Source organism: Actinoplanes sp. NPDC026670, from assembly GCF_040638175.1.
Taxonomy (GTDB): Bacteria; Actinomycetota; Actinomycetes; order Mycobacteriales; family Micromonosporaceae; genus Actinoplanes.
Window position 1 is genome coordinate 104,805 of the sequence record NZ_JBEZXU010000024.1, and the last position, 18,724, is coordinate 123,528.

An 18,724-nucleotide genomic window follows, 5' to 3' on the forward strand; every position below is an offset into this window, starting at 1 on the left:
GACGATGCTGTACATAACGTTCGCAGATGCTTAACAATGCTGGCATGGACGTGCGCCGCCTGGAGACCCTGCTGATGCTGTCCCGGCTCGGGTCGATGCGCGCGGTCGCCGATGAGATGTACACCACGACCTCGACGATCTCCCAGCAGATCGCCGCGCTCAGCCGGGAAGCCGGAACCGCGCTGATCGAGCCGGAGGGACGCCGGGTGCGGCTGACCCCGGCCGGACGGCGGCTCGCCGAGCATGCGGTGACGATCCTGGCGGCTCTCGAAGCCGCGAAGCTCGATCTGGACCCGGCCGCGGAACCGGCCGGCACGCTGCGTGTCGCCGGTTTCGGCACGGCCATCCGCCGGTCCCTGATGCCCGTCGCGGCCGGCCTGGCCACCGATCATCCGAAGGTACGGGTCCGCATCCACGAACACGAACCCACCGAGGCGCTGGCCCTGATCGCGTCGGACGACATCGACCTGGCCCTCACCTACGACTTCAACCTGGCGCCCGCGCCGCTGGACCGCTCGGTCACCGCGCACCCGCTGTGGTCGGTGCCGTGGGCGCTCGGCGTGCCGGCCGGCGAGGAGCTGCTGGACGCGCCGGCGCCGGCGGTCTTCACCCGTTACCGGGACGCCGAATGGATCGTCAACTCCCGTGGCTCCGCGGACGAGGAGGTGGTCCGCACGATCGCCGGCATGGCCGGTTTCGATCCGCTGGTGACTCATCGTGCCGACAGCCTCCTTCTGCTCCAGGACCTGGTCGTCGCCGGTCTCGGCGTCGGCCTGCTCCCGTCCGACCAGCCGACCCGTCCCGGCGTCCGGCTGCTCCCGCTCCGCGATCCCGCTCCGGTCCTGCGCACCTACGCCGTGGTCCGTGCGGGCCGGACCGGCTGGCCACCGCTGGCTCTCCTGCTGAACCTCCTGCAATCCGTCCCGGCCTGATCACCGGCCGCTCCCATCGGTGGGTGCCCGCCCGGTCGGCGGCGACTCACACGTTCCAGGGCAGCAGGGCTTCGTCGCCGGTGTCGCGGATCGCTGGGTCGATGCCTGTCACGTAGCGGGAGTCGAACGGCCAGCCGCCCTGACCGGCGTCGCGCTCGAGCAGGAAGCGCACGAAATGCTGGACGTCGCTGGCCACCCGGTAGGCATAGTCGTCGCCGTCCGTCGCGTCGAGGAACCAGACCGCCCCGGACTTCGCGTCGACAACGTAGGCGTTCCCGCACCCGTCACTGGCGATCGGGATCCGGCCCTGCCGTGGCCAGCCGTCGAAGGAGCCGAGCCGTTCCAGGGCCTCGCCGAGCCCGTAGATCCCACCCGGGCCGGCCGCCGCCCCGTTGCAAACCCTCAGCCAGGACACATACGACTGGGGCAACGGCATCGGATAACGCGCGGCGAACCGCTCGATCTCCTCCTCGGCGGCGCCACGGACCGGCTCGTCATCATCGGGCGCCCGCTGCGCCCGGGCCAGCAGGACCAGAAGCTGGGCGTCGCCGGCCTCGGGCACTCCCAGCTCGCGGTAAAGCCGCTCGGCCGCCAGCGCCTGATCGGCGGCCGGCTGCCAGTCCGCTCGGGCGAGATGGGCGCGCGCCAGACCATGCCGGGCACGGGCCTGCTCCGGCCGGTTGCCCGCGAGCCCGGCGAGCGCGTCGGCGGCCTGGTGCCCGGTCAGGGCCTGCCCCGGTTCGCCGGAGGCGAGTGCCGCCTCAGCGAGCCCGTTGTGCGCGGCCGCCTCGTCGCTCCGGTTGCCCATCGCACGGTAGAGGTCACCGGCTTCCCGGTGCCGGGCCAGCGCCTCCCCCGGCCGGCCCTGATGCCGCAGCAGCAGCCCGATCTGGTTGAGAACCCGCGCCTCGCCCAACGGGTCGGCGTCCTTACGGTGCATCGCGAGAGCCAGGTCGAGGTGCCGGCGGGCCTCGTCATGCCGGCCCAACCGGTCGAGGATCATGCCGAGGTCGCCGAGCACGAAGCCCTCCCGCGACCGGTCACCGGCGACCCGCGCCAGGTCCAGGGCCTCTTTCAGGCAGGTCTCCGCCCGCTCGGTCTCGCGGTGTCGCCAGGCCACGTCGCCGAGCGCATGCATGGCCAGCGACCGCGGGAACTCGTCGGCGGCCACCGTGAGGGCCTGCCCGGCGAAGTCCTGCGCCTGCTCGTAATCGCCGCGCCGCCAGTGTGTCCAGGCCAGGTCTGCGAGCGCCTGGCCCTCCACCGTGGCGTCGCCGTTGGCGCGGCCGCGGGTCAGGGCGATGGTGTGCAGCGTGACGGCGTCGTCGTGGTGGGCCTGCCGGTCCAGATACGGCCGGAGCGCGTGGGCGAGGTGGCCGACACAGACCCGTGGGCCGTGCACGACGGTCGCGATGATGTTGCCGCGCTCGGCGTCGAGCCAGCCGATCGCCTCGTCCGGGCCCGGCAGCGGCTCGATCGGGGTTAGCACCGGCGGCAGACCGGGCCGATCGCCGATGTTCCCCGGGTAGAGCTGCCGGACCGCCGACCGGGACCGGTGCAGGTAGTGCACGAGCAACCGCATCAACGCGTCATCGTCGGCCGCAAGCGTGCGGGCGTGCTCACGCAGCAGGTCGTGCATGGTGTAACGGCCCGGCTCACGTTGCACCAGCATGTGCGCGTCGAGCAGACCCTCCAATAGGTCCTCGGCGTCGATGACCGGCAGATCAGCGAGGGCGGCCGCGGCCTGGGGCTCGATGTCACGGCCGGGAGCGAGGCCGAGGAGGCGGAACATCCGCTGCTCCGGCTCGGCCAGCTGCTCGTAGGAGACGGTGAACGCGGCTGTGACACTGCGCTCCGCGGTGGCCAGATCAGCCGGGCGGAGGCGGCCGGCCAGGTAGGCGACGGTCCAGCGGGGACGATGCTGCAACCGGGCGGCGGCCAGCCGGAGCGCGAGCGGGAGGTGCCCGCACAGGTCGAGCACCTCCCGGACGGCGTCGGGCTCCGCGGCGGCCCGCTCCCCCACGATGCTCCCGAACAGGGCGATCGCGTCGTCTGCGGGCAGCACGTCGATGGAGAGCGCACGGGCGCCGTCGATGTCGACCAGCCGGCGCCGGCTGGTGATCAGCATCAGGCTGTCGGACGCCCCGGGCAGCAGCGGACGGACGTGCGCGCCGTCAGCGGCGTTGTCGATCACCACGAGCACACGGCGGCGTCGGGTCTCGGCCCGCCACAGCGCGCTGCGCTCCTGTTCCGCACGCGGAATGTCGGTGATCCCCAGCTGCCGCAACAGGATCTCCAGCGCTGCGGCGGCGGGAACCGGGGCCTGACCTGCGGTGTTGGCCCGCAGGTCGAGGAAGAGCTGCCCGTCCGGGAAACTGTCGGCCAGCCGGTGCGCGGCGCGAACCGCCAGGGTCGTCTTCCCGACCCCGGCCATGCCGTCGATGGTGACGACGTTCTGCGGGGCGCCGGGCCGGATCGCCTCCAGCTCAACGGCGCGGCCGGTGAAATCGGGCAGGTCGTAGGGCAGGAAACCGGGCCGGCCGGTGGATGGGGCACCGGCGAGGACTGTCTTCTCCAGCTCCACGAAACCGGAACCCGGGTCGAGGCCCTGCTGCTCGGCGAGAGCCGACCGGTAGGCGCGGGCCGCAGCCAGCGCGTCAGCCTGCCGGCCGGACCGGTGCAGGGCCAGCACGAACTGCCCAGCGAGCCGCTCCCGCAACGGGTTGGCGGCGACGTGACCGGCGAGCTCGTCGACGGCCGCGGCGTGCCGGCCGGCCTCCAGCTGCGACTCCATCAGCCGCTCGACTGCGGTGAGTCGCCTGTCGTCGAGCAGAGCACGGGCGCCGGCCGCATATCCGGCGTGGACGTCGGCGAGCGCCTCACCGTGCCAGAGGTCCAGCGCCTCCCGGAACCGGCCGGCCGACACCAGATCGTCGAACTCACGGACGTCCAGCCGGCTGCTCCCGGGAACCGCCACGTAACCACCCGGCCGGGTCTCCAGCACGCCGTCGGCGCCGGCCGTGCGTAACGCCCGGCGCAGGGCGGTCACCGCGGCGTGGATCTGCGACCGTGCCGTCTCCGGCTGGTCATAGCCCCACATCGCGTCGATCAGCCGCTCCAGGCTGATCACCCGGCCCGCGTGCAGCAGCAGGTAGGCCAGGACCGCCCGGTGCCGCGGCGCGATGCCCGTCACCATCTCGCCGTCAGACACGATCTGCACCGGGCCCAGGAGCCGGAATGTCAGGGCCACGCCGCGAATCTACCGCCTCGCGGACCGCCGGGACGACCTCCGTTGCCCAGCGGGCAAGCGAGGCCGGATCGGGGGCGCCACCGGACGGGGAGAAGAGCAGGAACCCGGAGGCGCCGTGGTCGAGGACGGCCGATGTCAGCTCCTCGATCCACTGCCCGGTGGAGCCGCCGGCCCATCGCCCGTCCCGGTCACGTGGGGCCGCCAGTGGCCGGTCGGTGATGCGCCCGGGAAGGTTGAACACCGTCCGGATCTGCCGCGGCTCGCGGCCCACCGCTGCCGCCGCGTCGTCGATGACCGGCCGCGAGGTGCGGTAACGGTCACTGAGCCAGTCGGCCGCGTGACCGGGGATCCAGCCGTCGGCGACCCGGCCGGTGGCGGCCAGGGAACGCCTGCCGACCGAGCCCGTCCACACCGGAGGCGCCGCCACGGGAGCCGGCTCGATGCCCTCCACCCGGTAGTGACGGCCGTGGTGGGTGACCGGAGGCCCACCGCCGGACAGCTTGCGGATCAGGACGATCGCCTCCTCGAAGGCGTCGACCGCCTCGCCCGGCGTCAACCGTGAGACGCCCATGTCGCTGATCCGGTCCCACCGGCCGCCCGCACCCATGCCGAACACGACGCGGCTACCGGAGATGGCGGACAGTGACGTCACCGTGCGGGCCAGCACGGCGGGCGGCCGGGTGGGCAGGTTGGTGACGTTGGCGAAACCGGCCAGTCGCCGGGTGGCGCCGAGCACGAAGGCGATCGCCGCATACGCATCCAGGCGCCCGCCCAGGTAGGGATGGTCGGACAGGGAGAAGAGGTCGAGGCCGTCCCGGTCGGCCTGCTGGACCATCCGGAGCAGCTCCGGGCCCTCGCCGATGTCGGTGTGCGCCCCGAACCCGAAGACGATTCTCTCGTTCATGCGTCGAGACTGCTCCGGCCGGAAGCCGTTGTGGAGGCCCCGCTGAGAGTGGTACCAGGAGGGACACCTTGAGGGTCTGAGGCGTTGTTACGGTCGGATGGTGAGCGAAAACGAACTCGGATTGTTCCTGCGGACCCGCCGGGAGGCGATCACTCCGGCCGAGGTCGGGCTGCCCGCCGGCCCACGCCGGCGTGCCCCAGGTCTGCGCCGCTCCGAGGTCGCCGCGATCGCCCGGGTCAGTGTGGAATATCTGACCCGGCTCGAGCAGGGTCGTGACCGCCGGCCGTCGCCGCAGGTGCTGTCGGCTCTCGCCGGCGCTCTGCTCCTGTCCGCCGGCGAGCGGGCCCACCTGCTGCGGCTGACCAAGGCGTCCGATCCGGGATACAACTGCCTCGGCGGCACCGCTCTCCCGGCCCGCACGGTGCGCCCGACCGTCCGGGCCGTGCTCGATCGGCTCGATCCGGCGCCGGCGGTGCTGCTCAACCGGCTCGGTGACGTCCTGGCCCACACCTCCGGCTATCAGCAGCTGATGGGCCCGATCGGCCTGCTGGATCCACCGCAGCCCAATGTCACCCGGTTCGTCCTCACCGATGAGCGGGCACGGGCCGCCTATCCCGAGTGGGCCCGGGTCGCTGACGAGGAAGTGGCGGCGCTCAAACAGGGGCCGTTCCGGGCTGATCCGCACATCGCCGCCCTGGCCGACGACCTCACCGTCACCGCCGGGGAGGCGTTCACCCGGCGGGTCGAGACAGTGCCGGGGCTGCCGGGCGCCAGCGGCGTGCTCCAACTGGCGCACCCGGTGGCGGGCCGATTGCGACTGGCCTACGAGGTTCTGGAGCTCGCCGCCGACGACGATCAGCGGCTGGTCGTCCTACTGCCCGCCGACACCGAGACCGGGGCCGCGCTCGACCGGCTCCAGACCCAACCGCTTCAACTACTGGCCAGCTGACCGACCGGCCGGCGGCAGACGCGATGGGCGGCCGGGAAGCCGCCCATCGCGGACGCATCGTCGATGTATCAACCGGGTCGGACAACCTCGGAAGCACCAGAGAGACAACGCATTCGAGGAGTGAGAGAACGATGCAGGCACGGATGAAGAACGCAGCGGTGCTCATCCCGGCGGCCATGCAGCCGATCCAGGGGCTGATCCAGGCGGCGCACTCGCAGGGTGTTCCGCAGGAGGTGCTGGATCTGGTGCACCTGCGGGTCAGCCAGATCAACGGGTGCAGCTTCTGCGTCGACGGCGGGCTGAAGAGCCTGCGCAAACTCGGCGTCAGCGACGAGCGGATCGGGCTGGTGGCGGCCTGGCGGGAGACGCCGTACTACTCCGACGAGGAGCGGGCCGCGCTGGCTCTGGCCGAGTCGGTCACCCGGCTCGCCGACCGGGCGGACGCCGTCCCGGACGACGTGTGGGACGCGGCCGCCGACCACTTCAGCGAGGAACAACTGGCCGCGATCCTGATGTGGATCGCGGTGACGAACCTGTTCAACCGTCTCAACGCCCCGATCCGCCAGATCGCCGGGGCATGGTGAGCGCCATGACCGCGGTTCGGGCCCACACCTACGCCGTCGATCCGGCCGACCTGGAGGAGTTCCTGGCTCGGCGGGCCTCGCTGATCGGCACGGTCCGCGAGACCCATCCGGGGCTCACGGCAGCCGTGCTGGTGCGGCTGGACGACGACACCTACACCGACACCTGGCACTGGGCGAGCGAGGCTCGGCTGTGGGCAGCGTTGGCGGCGATCTCCACCTTCCCGGAGGCGCCGCTGGCCATGGCCCTGACCAGGGACGCGACGGCACACAACGGGCTGGTCGTCGACCAGCGCTGAGGACGAGACCGCCGGCGGCGTCAGAACTCGTCGACGCGCCCGCGCTGGTCGAAGCAGGTGGTGTCGATCGCCAGCTTGATCAGTTCGCGAGCGGTGGCGTGGTCGGTGGCTTCGGCGTCGAGGGTGCCGAGGCTGCGGGTGGTGTCCACGATCTCGTCGGTGGTCTTCCCGGCGGCGAGGCCGGCGCAGGCCGTGTCGGCAATCGCCTGGATGTCCGTGTCGCTGCGGTCGGCTGCGATATCCGCGAGCTGGGCCCGCACCACGCTGACGAACTCCCCCGGCTGACCATCGGCCGGGGGCGAAGAGACAGCCGGGGGCGAGGAGGCAGCCGGAGACGAAGAGACGGCCGGAGGCGAAGAAGCGACCGGAGGCGAAGAGCCCGGGGCGGAGGACGAGGAGGTACCGGAATCAGTGCAACCAGCCACCATCAACAGAACCACCACGACGCCCGAAATGGGCCACTTAGTCCTCATCGCCCCCACCATTCAAGATCCCACGAGCGTAGACCAGCATCGCCGCACATCTGACGGACCACCGGTCCCACCCGGGACCACACCGTCGAAGGAGACCATTGGAGGGAGACCACGGGTGGTGACATGGGTGGGCCGCGCATGGTAGCCACATGTCAGAAATTGCACCCATCCGCGGCCGGGGCGGCTCCGAACCCCACCCGGACGAGTCGATGCGGGATGGAGAACGATGGCAGAGCGTGGCGTCGGGGATCGGCCGGAGTACCTGACTCCGGTGCCGGCCCCGGAGACGGTGCCGGATGCCGGGCTGTTGCTGGCGTCGGTGGCGCGCGGCGACGAGAAGGCGTTCGGCAGGCTGTACGACCTGGTCGCGCCACGTGTCTACGGCCTGGTCAGAAGGGTGCTGCGAGACCCGGCGCAGGCCGAGGAGGTGGCGCAGGAGGTCCTGGTGGAGGTCTGGCGTACCGCCGCCCGCTGGGATCCGGACCGGGGTTCGGCGACCGCCTGGATCTTCATGATCGCGCATCGGCGGGCGGTGGATCGGGTGCGTGCCGAGCAGGCGGCCGGTGACCGGGTGGCCCGGGTCGGCGCCGCCTCGGTGGACACCCCCTACGACGAGGTGGCCGACGAGGTCGCGGTGCGCCTGGAACGCCAGCAGGTCCGGCACTGTCTGGAGGTGCTGACCGAGGTGCAGCGGGAGGCGGTGACCCTGGCGTTCTATCAGGGCCACTCGTATCCGCAGGTCTCCGAGCTGCTGAGGGTGCCGTTACCGACAGTGAAGAGCAGAATGAGAGACGGCCTGATCAGGCTTCGCGACTGCCTGACCCCGGAGGTGGCCGCATGAGCGCTCCCAACGAGAAGAGCGACGTCCACTCGCTGATCGGCGCCTACGTGCTGGACGCGCTCGACGACATCGACCGGGCCTCGTTCGACAGGCATCTGCGTGAATGCGAGTCGTGCCGCCTGGAGGCCGACGAGTTGTTCGAGGTGACCGCCCGGCTCGCCGACGGCGCCTGGTCGGTGCCGCCACCCCGGCTCCGCGACAACGTGCTCGCCGAGATCGGCAAGACCCGCCAGCTGCCGCCGGCGATTCCGCCGCGGGCCCAGCCCCGGTCCCGGCGCGGTCTGCGCCTGGTCGCCGCGGCCGCCGCGGTGGTCGCCGCGGTCGGCGCCGGCTCGGCCGTCTATCAGATTCAGGATCAGCGGGTACGCGACGCGCAGTCCCGCCTCGAAGCAGCGCAGGCGAGCGAGGCCCGGGTCCGGTCGATCCTCGGCGCTCCGGATGTGCAGACGCGCTCCGAGCAGCTGAAAAGCGGCGGCCGGGTGACGGTGTCGAGTTCCCGCCTCCAGAACGCGGGCGTGATCATGCTCGCCGCTGACGATGCTCCGGCGGCGGGCCGCGTCTATCAGATGTGGACCATCCAGGCGGGCGCACCGGCCTCGGCGGGCGCGCTGCGCGAGGGGCAGTCGGCGGCCGTGCAGGTCGTCGAGGGCCTGCCGGCCATGTCGAACGTGGGCATCACCATCGAGCGGGCCCCCGAGTCGGCGACTCCGACGGCCCCGCTGGACGCGCTGGTGAATCTGGCCTGACCCCGGACCGATCCGCGGCCCACCCGGCTCCGAATCCCTGACGACGAAGGGGCTCACCGCCGACGGCGAGAAGGTCCCTGCCGACGCAGGGACTCACCGCCGACCGCGCGAAGGGTCCCTGCCGACAGCGCAGGGATCCTCGTCGACGGGCGGGTCCCCTGTCGACGAGGAGATGGGGGTTGTTCAGATGGCCGGGGAGCTGGGTGGCCGCTATCGGCTGCTCGAGGTGATCGGGTCCGGTGGGATGGGCCGGGTCTGGCGGGCCGATGACACGCTGCTGCAACGTACCGTCGCGATCAAGGAGGTGGCCGGGTCCGGTGGCCCGGTCCGGGAGGCGCGAGCCGCCGCCCGCCTGGATCATCCGGGGGTGGTGCGGGTCTACGACGTGGTCACCACGGACGACAGGTCGTGGATCGTCATGGAGCACGTGCCGTCGCGTTCCCTGCACCAGGTGGTCACCGGCGACGGTCCGCTGCCGGCGGCCGAGACAGCCCGGATCGGCCTGTGGATGCTGGCGGCGCTGGGCAGCGCGCACGCCGCCGGGGTGCTGCATCGCGACGTCAAACCGGACAACGTGCTGCTGGCCGACACGGCGCCGGGCCGCCCGGCGAGCGGGGCGACCCCGGGGAACCGGGTGGTGCTCACCGACTTCGGGCTGGCCATGATCAGCGGCGACGGCCCCGATCCACGCCTGGGCTCGCCGGGTTACATCGCCCCCGAACGGCTGCTCTCCCGGGAGGCCGGCGCGGCCGGGGACCTCTGGTCGCTGGCGGCGACGCTGTACTTCGCGGTCGAGGGCCGTTCGCCGTACACCCGAGGGGACGGCGGCACCGCGTTGCGCGCGATGATCAGCGAGCCGCCGGATCCGCCGGTGCTGGCCGGCCCGCTGACCTCGTTGCTGCTCGCGGTGCTGGTGCGGGATCCGGCGCGGCGCCCGTCGGCGGCTGTGATCGAACGGGGCCTGAGCGACGTGCTGACCCCGCCGCGGCTGACCCGCAGACTGCGCTGGCGGCGCGGAGAAGCGGCCCGGACAGCTTGACAGCTGCCCGGGCCGCGGTGAGGGGGCTCCTACTGGTAGACGCGGACGTAGTCGACCAGCATCTGGCTGGGGAACGGGGTGGTCGCGTCGATCGGGCCGGGGAAGTCGCCGCCGACGGCGAGGTTCAGGATCAGGTAGAACTTGTGGTCGTAGATCCACGGGCCGCGGGTGTTCTCCACGGTCTCCTTGGCGGCGTCGAAGACGAGCCGGCCGTCGAGGAAGAAGCGGATCCCCTTGCTGTCCCACTCGGCCGCCCAGACGTGGAAGTCCTGGGACAGGTCGACTGTCGCGTACTTCTGGCCGTACCCCCCGGCTCCGTTGTAAGCCGGCGCGTGCAGCGTCGAGTAGGCCTCGCTGGTGTTGCGGCCGAGAACCTCCATGATGTCGATCTCCCCGTTGTACGGCCACGGCCGCCCCTGGAGGAAGTCGTCACCCATCAGCCAGAACGCCGGCCACAGCCCGTTGCCCTTGGGCACCTTGACCCGGGCCTCGATCCGGCCGTACTGGACGCTGAACTTGTTGCCGGTGTTCATCCGGTGCGAGGTGTACTGCCGGCCCTGGTAGTCCTGCCGGCGGGCCTCGATGACCAGCGAACCCGACCCGTTCATCGACGCGTTCTCGCTGTTGGGCGTGTAGTACTGGACTTCGCCGTTCTGCGGGACGCCCGGGTCGTACGTCCATTTCGCGGTGTCGGGTTTGCTCCCGGCCGCGCCGTTGAACTCGTCGGAGAAGACCAGCCGCGTGGCGGGGAAGGTGGGGTCGGCGGGCTTCGCCGGCGGGGCGGTCGGGTTGCCGCCGGTGCCGTAGATGCTGAACTCCCAGAGCGAGTACCCGTAGGCGCTGCTGCGGGCGGTGCCGTACATCCGCACGTACCGGCCGGTGCCGGTGGCGTTGACGACGTCCTTCAGGCCGTCGCCGGTGGTGGTGCTGTAGAAGTTCGTCCAGTTGACGTTGTCCGGCGAGACCTGGAGCTGGTAGCTGCGGGCGTAGGCCGGGTCCCACTGGAGCACGACCTGGCTGATCTGGGCGGTGGCGCCCAGGTCGACCGAGATCCAGCCCGGGTCGACCCAGCCGTTCGTCGAGCTGGTCGCCCAGCGGCTGGCCGGGTCGTTGTCGAACGCCTTGTCCGGGCTGCACGGGTTGCAGTTGACATCGTTCTGCCAGGTGGAGGCCAGTGCCGGCTTGCCGTAGGAGAGCAGCCGCGTGGTTCCGGTCGGCGGGGTGTCACCGTCGCCGGAGTAGACCTGGAACTCCCAGAACGAGTATCCGTAGGCCTCCAGCGCCCGCTGCGTCAGATTGATCCGCACATAACGGGCGGTGCCGGAGACCGCGATGCTCTGCTGGCCGCCGGCGCCGGTCGTGGTGGCGTAGGCCTGGGTCCACGTGCTGTTGTTCGTGGAGAACTGGATGTTGAAACCGCGGGCGTACGCGGCTTCCCAGTTGATCGCGATCCGGCTGACCGCGGTGGACGCACCGAGGTCGACCTGGAACCACTGGGTGGCCGACCAGGTGCTGGCCCAGCGGGTGCCGTTGTTGCCGTCGACGGCTTCGGCCGCGAGGTAGGCGCCGGCCGCTTCGGTGGACGACGCGGTCGCCGCCTTGCCTTGCGAGACGAGCACTTCGGCAGCCGACGCGGGACCGCTGGTCACCGCGACGAAGCCGGCCATCAGACCGGCGAGACCAACGGCAAGAGCAATCCTTCTGGTACGGCCGGAGCGCGGCCGTTCTCGGGCAGGAGTGATCATGGGACGGGACTCCTCGGGGTGTGACGAAGCGGTTTCCAGCGGGGGAACAACCTGTGAAACCGCTCTCTTGACCGCCACCGTGGCAGCCCGTTAGAGGGGTGTCAATGCCTTCCGAAACCGGTTCCGGCACCGGTTCCGCGTTCCCCCAGCTCAGAGCCCGGTCGCCGCCGAAGTTCCGGAACCTGACCACCCACCGGCGCACCTCCCATCGACATCCCTATTAGGGTGATTTGGGCGATGAAAGCGCTCCATCACGCGCAGGACACGGGTCGGACCTCAGGCGACCGTCGCGTGCCACAGCGGGCCAGCCGCACCGGTGCGCCGACGGCGACCGCACCGTGGACTCGTTCCACCGCGAGCTCGCCGCGTCACACGATCAGCCGGAGCCGCCACGGTGCGGCCACCCACTTTGCGCATCGTCCTCGACGGGCACGCTGACCTGGGCGTCAAGCGTTCGGACAGCGGCCGTCAAGGGCCGGAGCGGTTGGCTGCGCCGATGGACACGCACACGGTGATCAGCCGCGCCGCCGTGGTCTCCTCGCCCGCCGACCTGGCCGTCCTGCTGCGCGGGCTGCGGCAGCGGCACGCCCGGTCCCGGCGGGCGCCGGTGCTCAGCTATCGCGAGCTGGCGGCCCGGACCGGCTGGTCACACGGGATCATCGGCGCCTATCTGACCGGGAAGGTGCTGCCGCCCGTCGACCGGCTCGACGAGCTCGGCCGCCAGCTCGGCGCCGCACCGGCCGAACTGGGCGCGCTGGCGACCGCCCGCGAGCGCGTCGCCGACCGGCGGTCCTGCCCACCGTCCGGGCCGCCCCGGCAGCTCCCGGCCGCAGTCCCCGGATTCACCGGCCGAACCGGGATGCTGGCGACGCTGGACGCCGCAGGCGACCCCGGCGACCCCGGCGCCCCGGAGCCGGCCGGCCGGACCCGGAACGCCGGCGCCCCGGAGCGGGCTGGCCGGGCCCGGAACACCGGCGGGGCGGTGACGGGCGGACCGGTGGTGCTGTCCGGACCGGCCGGAGTCGGCAAGACCGCGCTCGCCGTGCACTGGGCACATCGGAGCGCGGCGGCCTTCCCGGACGGCCAGCTGTGGGCCGACCTGCGAGGCAGCGGACCCCACCCGACGGACCCGGCGGTGATCCTGGACCGTTTCGTGCTGGCGCTCGGCGGGGCCGCCGGTGGTGGCGAGACCGCCTACCGCACGCTCCTGGCACACCGGCGCGTCCTGGTGGTGCTGGACGATGTCGCGAGCCCGGACCAGGTGCGTCCGCTGCTGCCCGGTGGCCCTGGCTGCCACGTGGTCATCACGAGCCGGGCCCGGTTGACGGCGCTGGTCGCGATCGACGGCGCTCAGCCGCTGCTGGTCGACCCGCTCGACCGGCAGGAGGCCCGCCGGCTGCTGGCCGCGCGACTCGGCCCGGACCGTGTCGCGGCCGATCCGGACGGTTCCGACGCGATCTGCGCCGCCTCCGCCGGGCTGCCGCTCGCCCTGGCCGTCGCGGCCGCCCGCGTCCTGACCCGGCCCGGGATCGAACTCCTCACGGTGGCCCGCGAACTCGCCGCCGGCGACCTGCCGGCCGACGGCGACTGGAATCGGGTCACCGAGATCGACCGCTTGTCAGCCGGCCGCGGCGGCTGAGCCCTCGATCAGCAGGTGGTTGATCTCCTGTGGCGTCATCGGATCGGCCGGGAGCGGAGTCGCCGCCGGAGCACGCAGGCCGTCCAGCATGAAACCGACCGCGCGCCGCCACGAGCCGGACCCGGCAGCGGCCGCGGACCGGGCCAGCGGCGCATGCGAGGCGAGGAAGAACAGCAGGTCGGCGGCGGTGAAGTCGGCCCGCAACGACCCGTCCCGCCGAGCCCGGTCGATGATCGACTCAGCGGCCGCGAACGAGTTGTCACAGACTGCCATGAGACGACTGGCGTCCGGAAACCGGCGGGTCAGCACATCACCGAGAGCAGGATCGGTGGCCTGCAACTCACAGACCTCGCTGACATAGCCGGAAAAGCCCCGCCACGGATCGGCGCAGGCCAGCGCCTTGCGCGCGGCTTCACCGAGCCGGGCCGCGGCCAGATCGGCGATCACCTCGTCCATCAGCCCCTCACGGGAACCGAACAGGTTGTAGAGCGTGCCGTGACTCACGCCGGCGTGCCGGGCGATCTCCTTGACCGAGACCTGCAGGCCGCGCACCCGGAAGAGCTCGGCCGCGGCGACACGCAGTCTGGTCGCGTTGCGCTGTGCGTCCGCTCGCATGCCCCTCCATAACTTGACCCGGCGGTCAACATATCTGCTAATGTTGCCCGCACAAGTTGACCGCAGGGTCAGCTTAGCTGAGTCAGGACAGCGGAGGAGCGGCCGTGCCGGAGACCCCAGCCGAGCAGATCGACGAGGACATCCCCGCCGAGGAGCTGCCGCAACTGATCATCCTGGAGGGCGCCGAGGACGCGCCCGTCTGCGAGAACGGAGTTTGCCTGTGAGCATCAGCATCGACGTCTGGTCCGACGTGGTCTGCCCCTGGTGCTACATCGGCAAGCGACGCCTGGAGACCGCACTCGGCCGGTTCGAGGACGATGACGTCACCGTGACCTGGCACAGTTTCCAGCTCGACCCGACCATCCCGCAGGGCACCCGGGAGCCGGTCCACGAGATGCTGGCCAAGAAGATCGGCGCGCCCGCCTCACAGGTGCGCGCGATGACCCACCAGGTCACGCAGCTCGCCGAGGCCGAGGGCCTGACCTACGACCTGGGCCACGCGATCTCGGTCAACACCCGCGACGCACACCGGGTCGCCCACCTGGCCGGCCAGCACGGCCTCGGCACCGAAATGCACGAGGCCTTGCTCAAGGCGCATCTGTCCGACGCCGCGGTGGTCGACGATCCGGAGACTTTGGTACGGCTCGCGACCGCCGTCGGGGTCCCGGAGGGCGAGGCGGCCGACGTGGTCGCCGGGACGAAATACGGCGCCGAGGTCGACGCCGACATCCGCAAGGCCAGGCAGCTGGGCATCAGCGGCGTCCCGTTCTTCCTGATCAACCAGAAGTACGGAATCTCCGGCGCCCAGTCAGCCGACGCGTTCCTGGGCGCCCTCCGCAAGGTCCACGCCGAGAGCTGACCAGGCGCCAGAAGCAAGTCCCGCTGGCCGACCAAGATGGGCCAGTCCCGCGCCTGACCAGGCGCGGGCGAGCGTCACTGTTTGACCGACGCGCGGACCAGCCCGCACGTTCGCCCGACCCGGAAGCCGGGCGTCGCTGACCGACATACAAGCCAGCCCGCAAGCTGCCCGACCCCGCGGCCGGGCGTCGCTGGCTGACCGACACACGGACCAGCCCGCACGTTGCCCAACCCAGCGGCCAGGCGTCACTGGCTGACCGACGCGCAGGCCCGCCCGCACGTTGCCCGACCCCGCGGCCGGGCGTCGCTGGTTTACCGGCGGGCGGACCGGCCCGCAGGTTACCCGGCCCGGAAGCCGGGTATCGATGGTTGATCGGCGCGGGTCAGGCCGAGGGCTGGCCGGTGGACAGGCCGCTCAGGAAGTCGTCGGTGGCCGCCAGCACCCGGTCCAGTTCGTCCATGCCGCGCAGGCTTGTGAAGAGGAAGCTCGCCCGGCCGTCAGCCACGTCGACGGCCGGGTTCTGCACCCGGGCGAGCGCGGCCAGCGGGTCGCCGCTGATCATTCCGGCAAGACTGCCGGAGATGTCGTATCCGGCCTCGCCCCGTGGCGGATCGAGGCACAGGTCGCCGGCCAGTTCAGGCGCTTCCATGGTGACCACCATGGTCAGCACCGTGGTGCCGTGATCGTTCTCCAGGCGCGACTCGAAGCCGGACGGCACGACCGCGGCCAGCACCGCCACGCTGGCGTCCCGCTGCCGGAACCGCCCCCGGGCGGCACCCCGCTGGCGCACCCCGGACAGCTGCCCCATCCGCCCCACCGGGACCGTCGGCTCGGCCGCGGCGCCGTCCCAGGTCCAGCGCCGGGCGAGGGCCTGCTCCCGGAGCCGTCGAACCGACTGCCCGGACCGCTTCAGCGTGGCGGCCTCCTTACCGGCCATTCCGAACGCCACGACCCCTTGCACGATCAGGGCCGCGAAACCCACCATCGCACCGATGACCGCCCAGTCCACAGCTCCCCCTCAAGACCTGTCTCCCCTGGTCATCAGTACCAAACAAGGTCAACCACACCCGATGCCGGCATCTCCCGTGATCTTGTGGACTCCGGCCACATCTGAAGCTGCTTCAAGGCATTCGCCGTGCCCGCGGCCAATCCCTCTGCCGTGCGATGTCTCCCCGGCCGGCTTTCGGCCCGCCGCACCGGTCACGCAGGCGGCTGAGGCGCCGGACCCAGGACGGGAATATCCCCATTCGCGAAGGATTAGGCCCCGACCAGCTCTGTAGATCTTGCACGGTTCTCCACCTTGAAGGCGATCTTGCACGTTTCTTCATGCCTGGGAATGTTTTGTCGTGCAACATCCACTGCGCCGGGGAGACCTTGCAGCTTTCTTCCCGTTGGGGCGCGGAAAGGGCTGCAAGATCGTCGCGAGGCTGAAGATTCGTGCAAGATCCGCGAACGACAAACGACGAACGACGTTGAACAGGTGTTTAACGTGCCTGGTGTCCGGCCAGCCGGACGCCAGGCGTCTGGGCGGCGGCTGGGAGAGGCTTGCCGTAGAGCCAGCCCTGGGCGTAGTCACAGTCGTTGGCTCGTAGCCAGTCCCGCTGGGTGGTGGTCTCGACGCCCTCGGCCACCACCCGGTGGCCCAGCGCGTGTGACATGGCCAGGACCGCGCGGACGATCGGCTCGTTCGGGCCGCCGTCGCCCACCCCGGTCACGAAAGCGCGGTCGACCTTGACGATGGACACCGGCATCCGCTGGAGGTAGCTCAGCGACGAGAAACCGGTGCCGAAGTCGTCGATGCACAGGGTGATGCCGAGGTCCCGCAGTTCGTGCAGGGTTCGCAGGCAGGCGTCCGGGTCGTCCATGAACCCGGACTCGGTGACCTCCAGCCACAGGCCCTCCGGTGGGAGCCCGGTCCGGTCCAGGATCTCCCCGACCCGGACGGCGAGCCCGGGTTCGCGCAGCTGTCGTACGGCCAGGTTGACCGACACGTGCACGGGCGCAGTCTCGCGCCATTCCCGGGTGCGGGCGGCCGCCTCCTCCAGCAGCCATGCCCCGGCCGCGACGATGAGCCCGGTGTCCTCGGCGATCGGGATGAACTCGACAGGTGAGACGGGCCCCAGCGTCGGATGGGTCCAGCGCATCAGGGCCTCGAACCCGTCGACCTGTTCGCTCGCCAGGTGCACGAGCGGCTGGTAGTGCACGTCGAGCTGGCCCTGGTCGAGGGCGCCGCGCAGTGCGCGTTCGAGCGTGAACCGCCGCTGGAGACGTTCGCGCAGGGGCGGGTCGAAGACGGCGTAGCGGTTGCGGCCGGACTCCTTGGCCCGGTACATCGCCGTGTCGGCGTCCCGGAGCAGTTCCACCGCGCTGGTCCCGGCGGCCGCGGTGGCGATGCCGATCGACGCGGTGACGTCGACCGCCCCGACGGACAGGGGCAGCGGCTCGTCGAGAGCGGCGAGCAGACGCCTGGCCAGCCCTTCCGCCGGAGAGTCACCGTCGCCGCCGGCCGGCCCGACGAAGGCGATGGCGAACTCGTCGCCCCCGGTCCGGCAGACGAGATCACCGCCGGGCGAGGTGCCGGACGGTGGGACCGGGTCGCCGGCCCGGACGGAGGCGACCAGGCGGGCGGCCGCCGCGCGCAGCATCTCGTCGCCGACCTCGTGACCCCAGTGGTCGTTGACCAGTTTGAACCGGTCCAGGTCGAGGAGCAGCACGCTGACCTGGGTGCCCGGGTCGGTCCAGCGGGCCACGGTGGCGGCGAGGCGTTCCCGGTTCGGCAACCCGGTCAGCGAGTCGTGCTCGGCACGCCAGCGGGCCTCCTGCTGGGCCCGGGCCCGGGAGTTGTTGGCCCGCACCACGCGAGCGACCACGACGCCGATCAATGCGAGTGACAGCGCTGCCCGTACCAGCGAAAAGGTCTGACCTCGCGGCGGCGCAGCCACGCCGAGAATCGTCGGCACGCACAAGCTTGCGGTGATCATGGCGGTGCGGCCGCGGCGCAGCACGTGGGAGCGGCCCAGCACCCGTTCGGTGAGCACGGGCACGCTGGGATGCAGGACGCAGGCGGCGTTGGCGAAGTCGGCGGCCAGCACGAGGGCGCCCATGGTCTTCAGCGGGATGCCGTCGGCGCCCTGCACGAACCAGCCCCGGTTGGCGAGCACGATGTTCGCCGACAGCAGGGCCACGCCGCTGGCGACGAAGAACCACATCGCGGGGGCGCGGGTCCGGCCGAGCAGCAGCATCGGCAGGGCGATGGTCATCAGCAGTGCGGCGGCCAGCGGCAGGGCGGCCGCGACCAGGTTCTGCCATCGGAGGTCGCCGCCGGCGATCCACGGTTCGACCCACAGCGACCACACCAGCAGCGCGGCGCCGACGCCGATGAGGGCGGAGTCGACCCGGGCCGGTTCGTCGGCCCTCGCCCGGGTCCGCCGGACCAGGTCGACGACGCCGGCGGTGAGCAGCAGGTAGATGGGGAGCAGGGCGGCGTCCGGGAACATGGCGAGGACGGTGCCCTTCTCCGCGAGCACCCGGGTCGTCTCGCCGGTCAGCGAGACCATCATCGCGGCCAGGATGAACAGCCACGGCCGGCGCTGGCCGGCCGGGACGTTGCGCCGGATGCCGGCGGCCGCCGCGATCACGCAGGCGAGGACGCCGGCCAGGTATCCGTAGGTGGCGGCGGGCGGTTCGGCGGCGCCGACGAAGACGGCGACGGGTGCCCCGATACCCAGCAGCACCCAGGAGGAGACGGCCCACCGGTCTCTCACCTTGATCCCATCGGTCTGTCCGCCCCGGGGCTTAGCGCAGCACTCCGCGGCCACCGCCGAGGCGGTGACCGCGGAGCAGGTTGTCACT

16 protein-coding genes are annotated in these 18,724 nt (G+C 71.6%); 9 read left to right on the forward strand and 7 right to left on the reverse strand.

Annotated features, from left to right (window positions below; translation table 11 throughout):
• Positions 1–26: 26 nt before the first annotated feature.
• Positions 27–932: a LysR family transcriptional regulator gene (locus AB0E94_RS23885; RefSeq protein WP_360329541.1), complete on the forward strand. Its 906-nt coding sequence runs from the start codon at positions 27–29 to the stop codon at positions 930–932.
• A gap of 46 nt (positions 933–978) precedes the next feature.
• On the opposite strand, the gene AB0E94_RS23890 is transcribed toward AB0E94_RS23885, so the two are convergent.
• Both AB0E94_RS23890 and AB0E94_RS23895 read right to left on the reverse strand, forming a co-directional pair.
• Positions 979–4,182, reverse strand: a complete 3,204-nt coding sequence (locus AB0E94_RS23890) for a BTAD domain-containing putative transcriptional regulator (protein WP_360329543.1) — start codon at positions 4,180–4,182, stop codon at positions 979–981.
• The gene (locus AB0E94_RS23895) at positions 4,136–5,086 is read right to left on the reverse strand and encodes an LLM class flavin-dependent oxidoreductase (RefSeq protein WP_360329545.1); all 951 of its coding nucleotides are present in this window, start codon (positions 5,084–5,086) and stop codon (positions 4,136–4,138) included. The genes AB0E94_RS23890 and AB0E94_RS23895 overlap by 47 nt, the downstream gene beginning before the upstream one ends.
• 97 nt (positions 5,087–5,183) lie before the next feature.
• Here AB0E94_RS23895 and AB0E94_RS23900 point away from each other — a divergent pair, with 97 nt between their 5' ends.
• From AB0E94_RS23900 to AB0E94_RS23910, 3 genes are all read left to right on the forward strand, one after another.
• A complete protein-coding gene (locus tag AB0E94_RS23900; RefSeq protein ID WP_360329547.1) occupies positions 5,184–6,035 on the forward strand; it encodes a helix-turn-helix transcriptional regulator in 852 nt (283 codons plus the stop codon).
• A gap of 143 nt (positions 6,036–6,178) precedes the next feature.
• Positions 6,179–6,619, forward strand: a complete 441-nt coding sequence (locus AB0E94_RS23905) for a carboxymuconolactone decarboxylase family protein (RefSeq protein ID WP_360329549.1) — start codon at positions 6,179–6,181, stop codon at positions 6,617–6,619.
• A 5-nt stretch (positions 6,620–6,624) separates the two neighbouring features.
• Positions 6,625–6,915 carry a hypothetical protein gene (locus AB0E94_RS23910; protein WP_360329551.1) on the forward strand — a complete coding sequence of 97 codons (291 nt, stop codon included), beginning with the start codon at positions 6,625–6,627 and terminating at the stop codon, positions 6,913–6,915.
• A gap of 20 nt (positions 6,916–6,935) precedes the next feature.
• On the opposite strand, the gene AB0E94_RS23915 is transcribed toward AB0E94_RS23910, so the two are convergent.
• Positions 6,936–7,178, reverse strand: coding sequence for a hypothetical protein (locus AB0E94_RS23915; RefSeq protein WP_360329553.1), 243 nt, complete (start codon positions 7,176–7,178; stop codon positions 6,936–6,938).
• A 436-nt stretch (positions 7,179–7,614) separates the two neighbouring features.
• Here AB0E94_RS23915 and sigK point away from each other — a divergent pair, with 436 nt between their 5' ends.
• The 3 genes from sigK to AB0E94_RS23930 all read left to right on the forward strand — a co-directional run bounded on the left by sigK (position 7,615) and on the right by AB0E94_RS23930 (position 10,014).
• The gene (gene sigK, locus AB0E94_RS23920) at positions 7,615–8,229 is read left to right on the forward strand and encodes an ECF RNA polymerase sigma factor SigK (protein ID WP_360329554.1); all 615 of its coding nucleotides are present in this window, start codon (positions 7,615–7,617) and stop codon (positions 8,227–8,229) included.
• On the forward strand, positions 8,226–8,975 hold the full coding sequence (locus AB0E94_RS23925; RefSeq protein WP_360329555.1) for an anti-sigma factor: 750 nt from the start codon (positions 8,226–8,228) through the stop codon (positions 8,973–8,975). The genes sigK and AB0E94_RS23925 overlap by 4 nt, the downstream gene beginning before the upstream one ends.
• A gap of 187 nt (positions 8,976–9,162) precedes the next feature.
• A complete protein-coding gene (locus AB0E94_RS23930; protein WP_360329557.1) occupies positions 9,163–10,014 on the forward strand; it encodes a serine/threonine-protein kinase in 852 nt (283 codons plus the stop codon).
• A 29-nt stretch (positions 10,015–10,043) separates the two neighbouring features.
• Here the strand turns inward: AB0E94_RS23930 and AB0E94_RS23935 are convergent, their stop codons facing one another.
• Entirely contained in the window at positions 10,044–11,681 is a 1,638-nt protein-coding gene (locus AB0E94_RS23935) for a discoidin domain-containing protein (protein ID WP_360329559.1), read from the reverse strand.
• A gap of 574 nt (positions 11,682–12,255) precedes the next feature.
• Here AB0E94_RS23935 and AB0E94_RS23940 point away from each other — a divergent pair.
• Positions 12,256–13,398, forward strand: coding sequence for an NB-ARC domain-containing protein (locus AB0E94_RS23940; RefSeq protein WP_360329561.1), 1,143 nt, complete (start codon positions 12,256–12,258; stop codon positions 13,396–13,398).
• On the opposite strand, the gene AB0E94_RS23945 is transcribed toward AB0E94_RS23940, so the two are convergent.
• Positions 13,378–14,013 carry a helix-turn-helix domain-containing protein gene (locus tag AB0E94_RS23945; protein ID WP_360329563.1) on the reverse strand — a complete coding sequence of 212 codons (636 nt, stop codon included), beginning with the start codon at positions 14,011–14,013 and terminating at the stop codon, positions 13,378–13,380. The two genes, AB0E94_RS23940 and AB0E94_RS23945, sit on opposite strands and share 21 nt — an antisense overlap.
• 220 nt (positions 14,014–14,233) lie before the next feature.
• Between AB0E94_RS23945 and AB0E94_RS23950 the strand changes: the two genes are divergently transcribed.
• The gene (locus AB0E94_RS23950; protein ID WP_360329564.1) at positions 14,234–14,872 is read left to right on the forward strand and encodes a DsbA family oxidoreductase; all 639 of its coding nucleotides are present in this window, start codon (positions 14,234–14,236) and stop codon (positions 14,870–14,872) included.
• Between the two features lie 382 nt (positions 14,873–15,254).
• Here AB0E94_RS23950 and AB0E94_RS23955 read toward each other — a convergent pair whose 3' ends face one another.
• Together AB0E94_RS23955 and AB0E94_RS23960 are read right to left on the reverse strand one after the other, a co-directional pair.
• On the reverse strand, positions 15,255–15,881 hold the full coding sequence (locus AB0E94_RS23955) for a hypothetical protein (protein ID WP_360329566.1): 627 nt from the start codon (positions 15,879–15,881) through the stop codon (positions 15,255–15,257).
• Positions 15,882–16,356: 475 nt separating this feature from the next.
• Entirely contained in the window at positions 16,357–18,636 is a 2,280-nt protein-coding gene (locus tag AB0E94_RS23960; RefSeq protein WP_360329567.1) for an EAL domain-containing protein, read from the reverse strand.
• Between the last annotated feature and the right edge of the window lie 88 nt (positions 18,637–18,724).

Coding starts and splice junctions, on each gene's coding strand:
- AB0E94_RS23900 (WP_360329547.1), top strand. CDS start 5,184: ATGGTGAGCGAAAACGAACTCGGATTGTTCCTGCGGACCCGCCGGGAG.
- AB0E94_RS23895 (WP_360329545.1), bottom strand. CDS start 5,086: ATGAACGAGAGAATCGTCTTCGGGTTCGGGGCGCACACCGACATCGGC.
- AB0E94_RS23885 (WP_360329541.1), top strand. CDS start 27: ATGCTTAACAATGCTGGCATGGACGTGCGCCGCCTGGAGACCCTGCTG.
- sigK (WP_360329554.1), top strand. CDS start 7,615: ATGGCAGAGCGTGGCGTCGGGGATCGGCCGGAGTACCTGACTCCGGTG.
- AB0E94_RS23930 (WP_360329557.1), top strand. CDS start 9,163: ATGGCCGGGGAGCTGGGTGGCCGCTATCGGCTGCTCGAGGTGATCGGG.
- AB0E94_RS23905 (WP_360329549.1), top strand. CDS start 6,179: ATGAAGAACGCAGCGGTGCTCATCCCGGCGGCCATGCAGCCGATCCAG.
- AB0E94_RS23910 (WP_360329551.1), top strand. CDS start 6,625: ATGACCGCGGTTCGGGCCCACACCTACGCCGTCGATCCGGCCGACCTG.
- AB0E94_RS23925 (WP_360329555.1), top strand. CDS start 8,226: ATGAGCGCTCCCAACGAGAAGAGCGACGTCCACTCGCTGATCGGCGCC.
- AB0E94_RS23940 (WP_360329561.1), top strand. CDS start 12,256: ATGGACACGCACACGGTGATCAGCCGCGCCGCCGTGGTCTCCTCGCCC.
- AB0E94_RS23945 (WP_360329563.1), bottom strand. CDS start 14,013: ATGCGAGCGGACGCACAGCGCAACGCGACCAGACTGCGTGTCGCCGCG.
- AB0E94_RS23935 (WP_360329559.1), bottom strand. CDS start 11,681: ATGGCCGGCTTCGTCGCGGTGACCAGCGGTCCCGCGTCGGCTGCCGAA.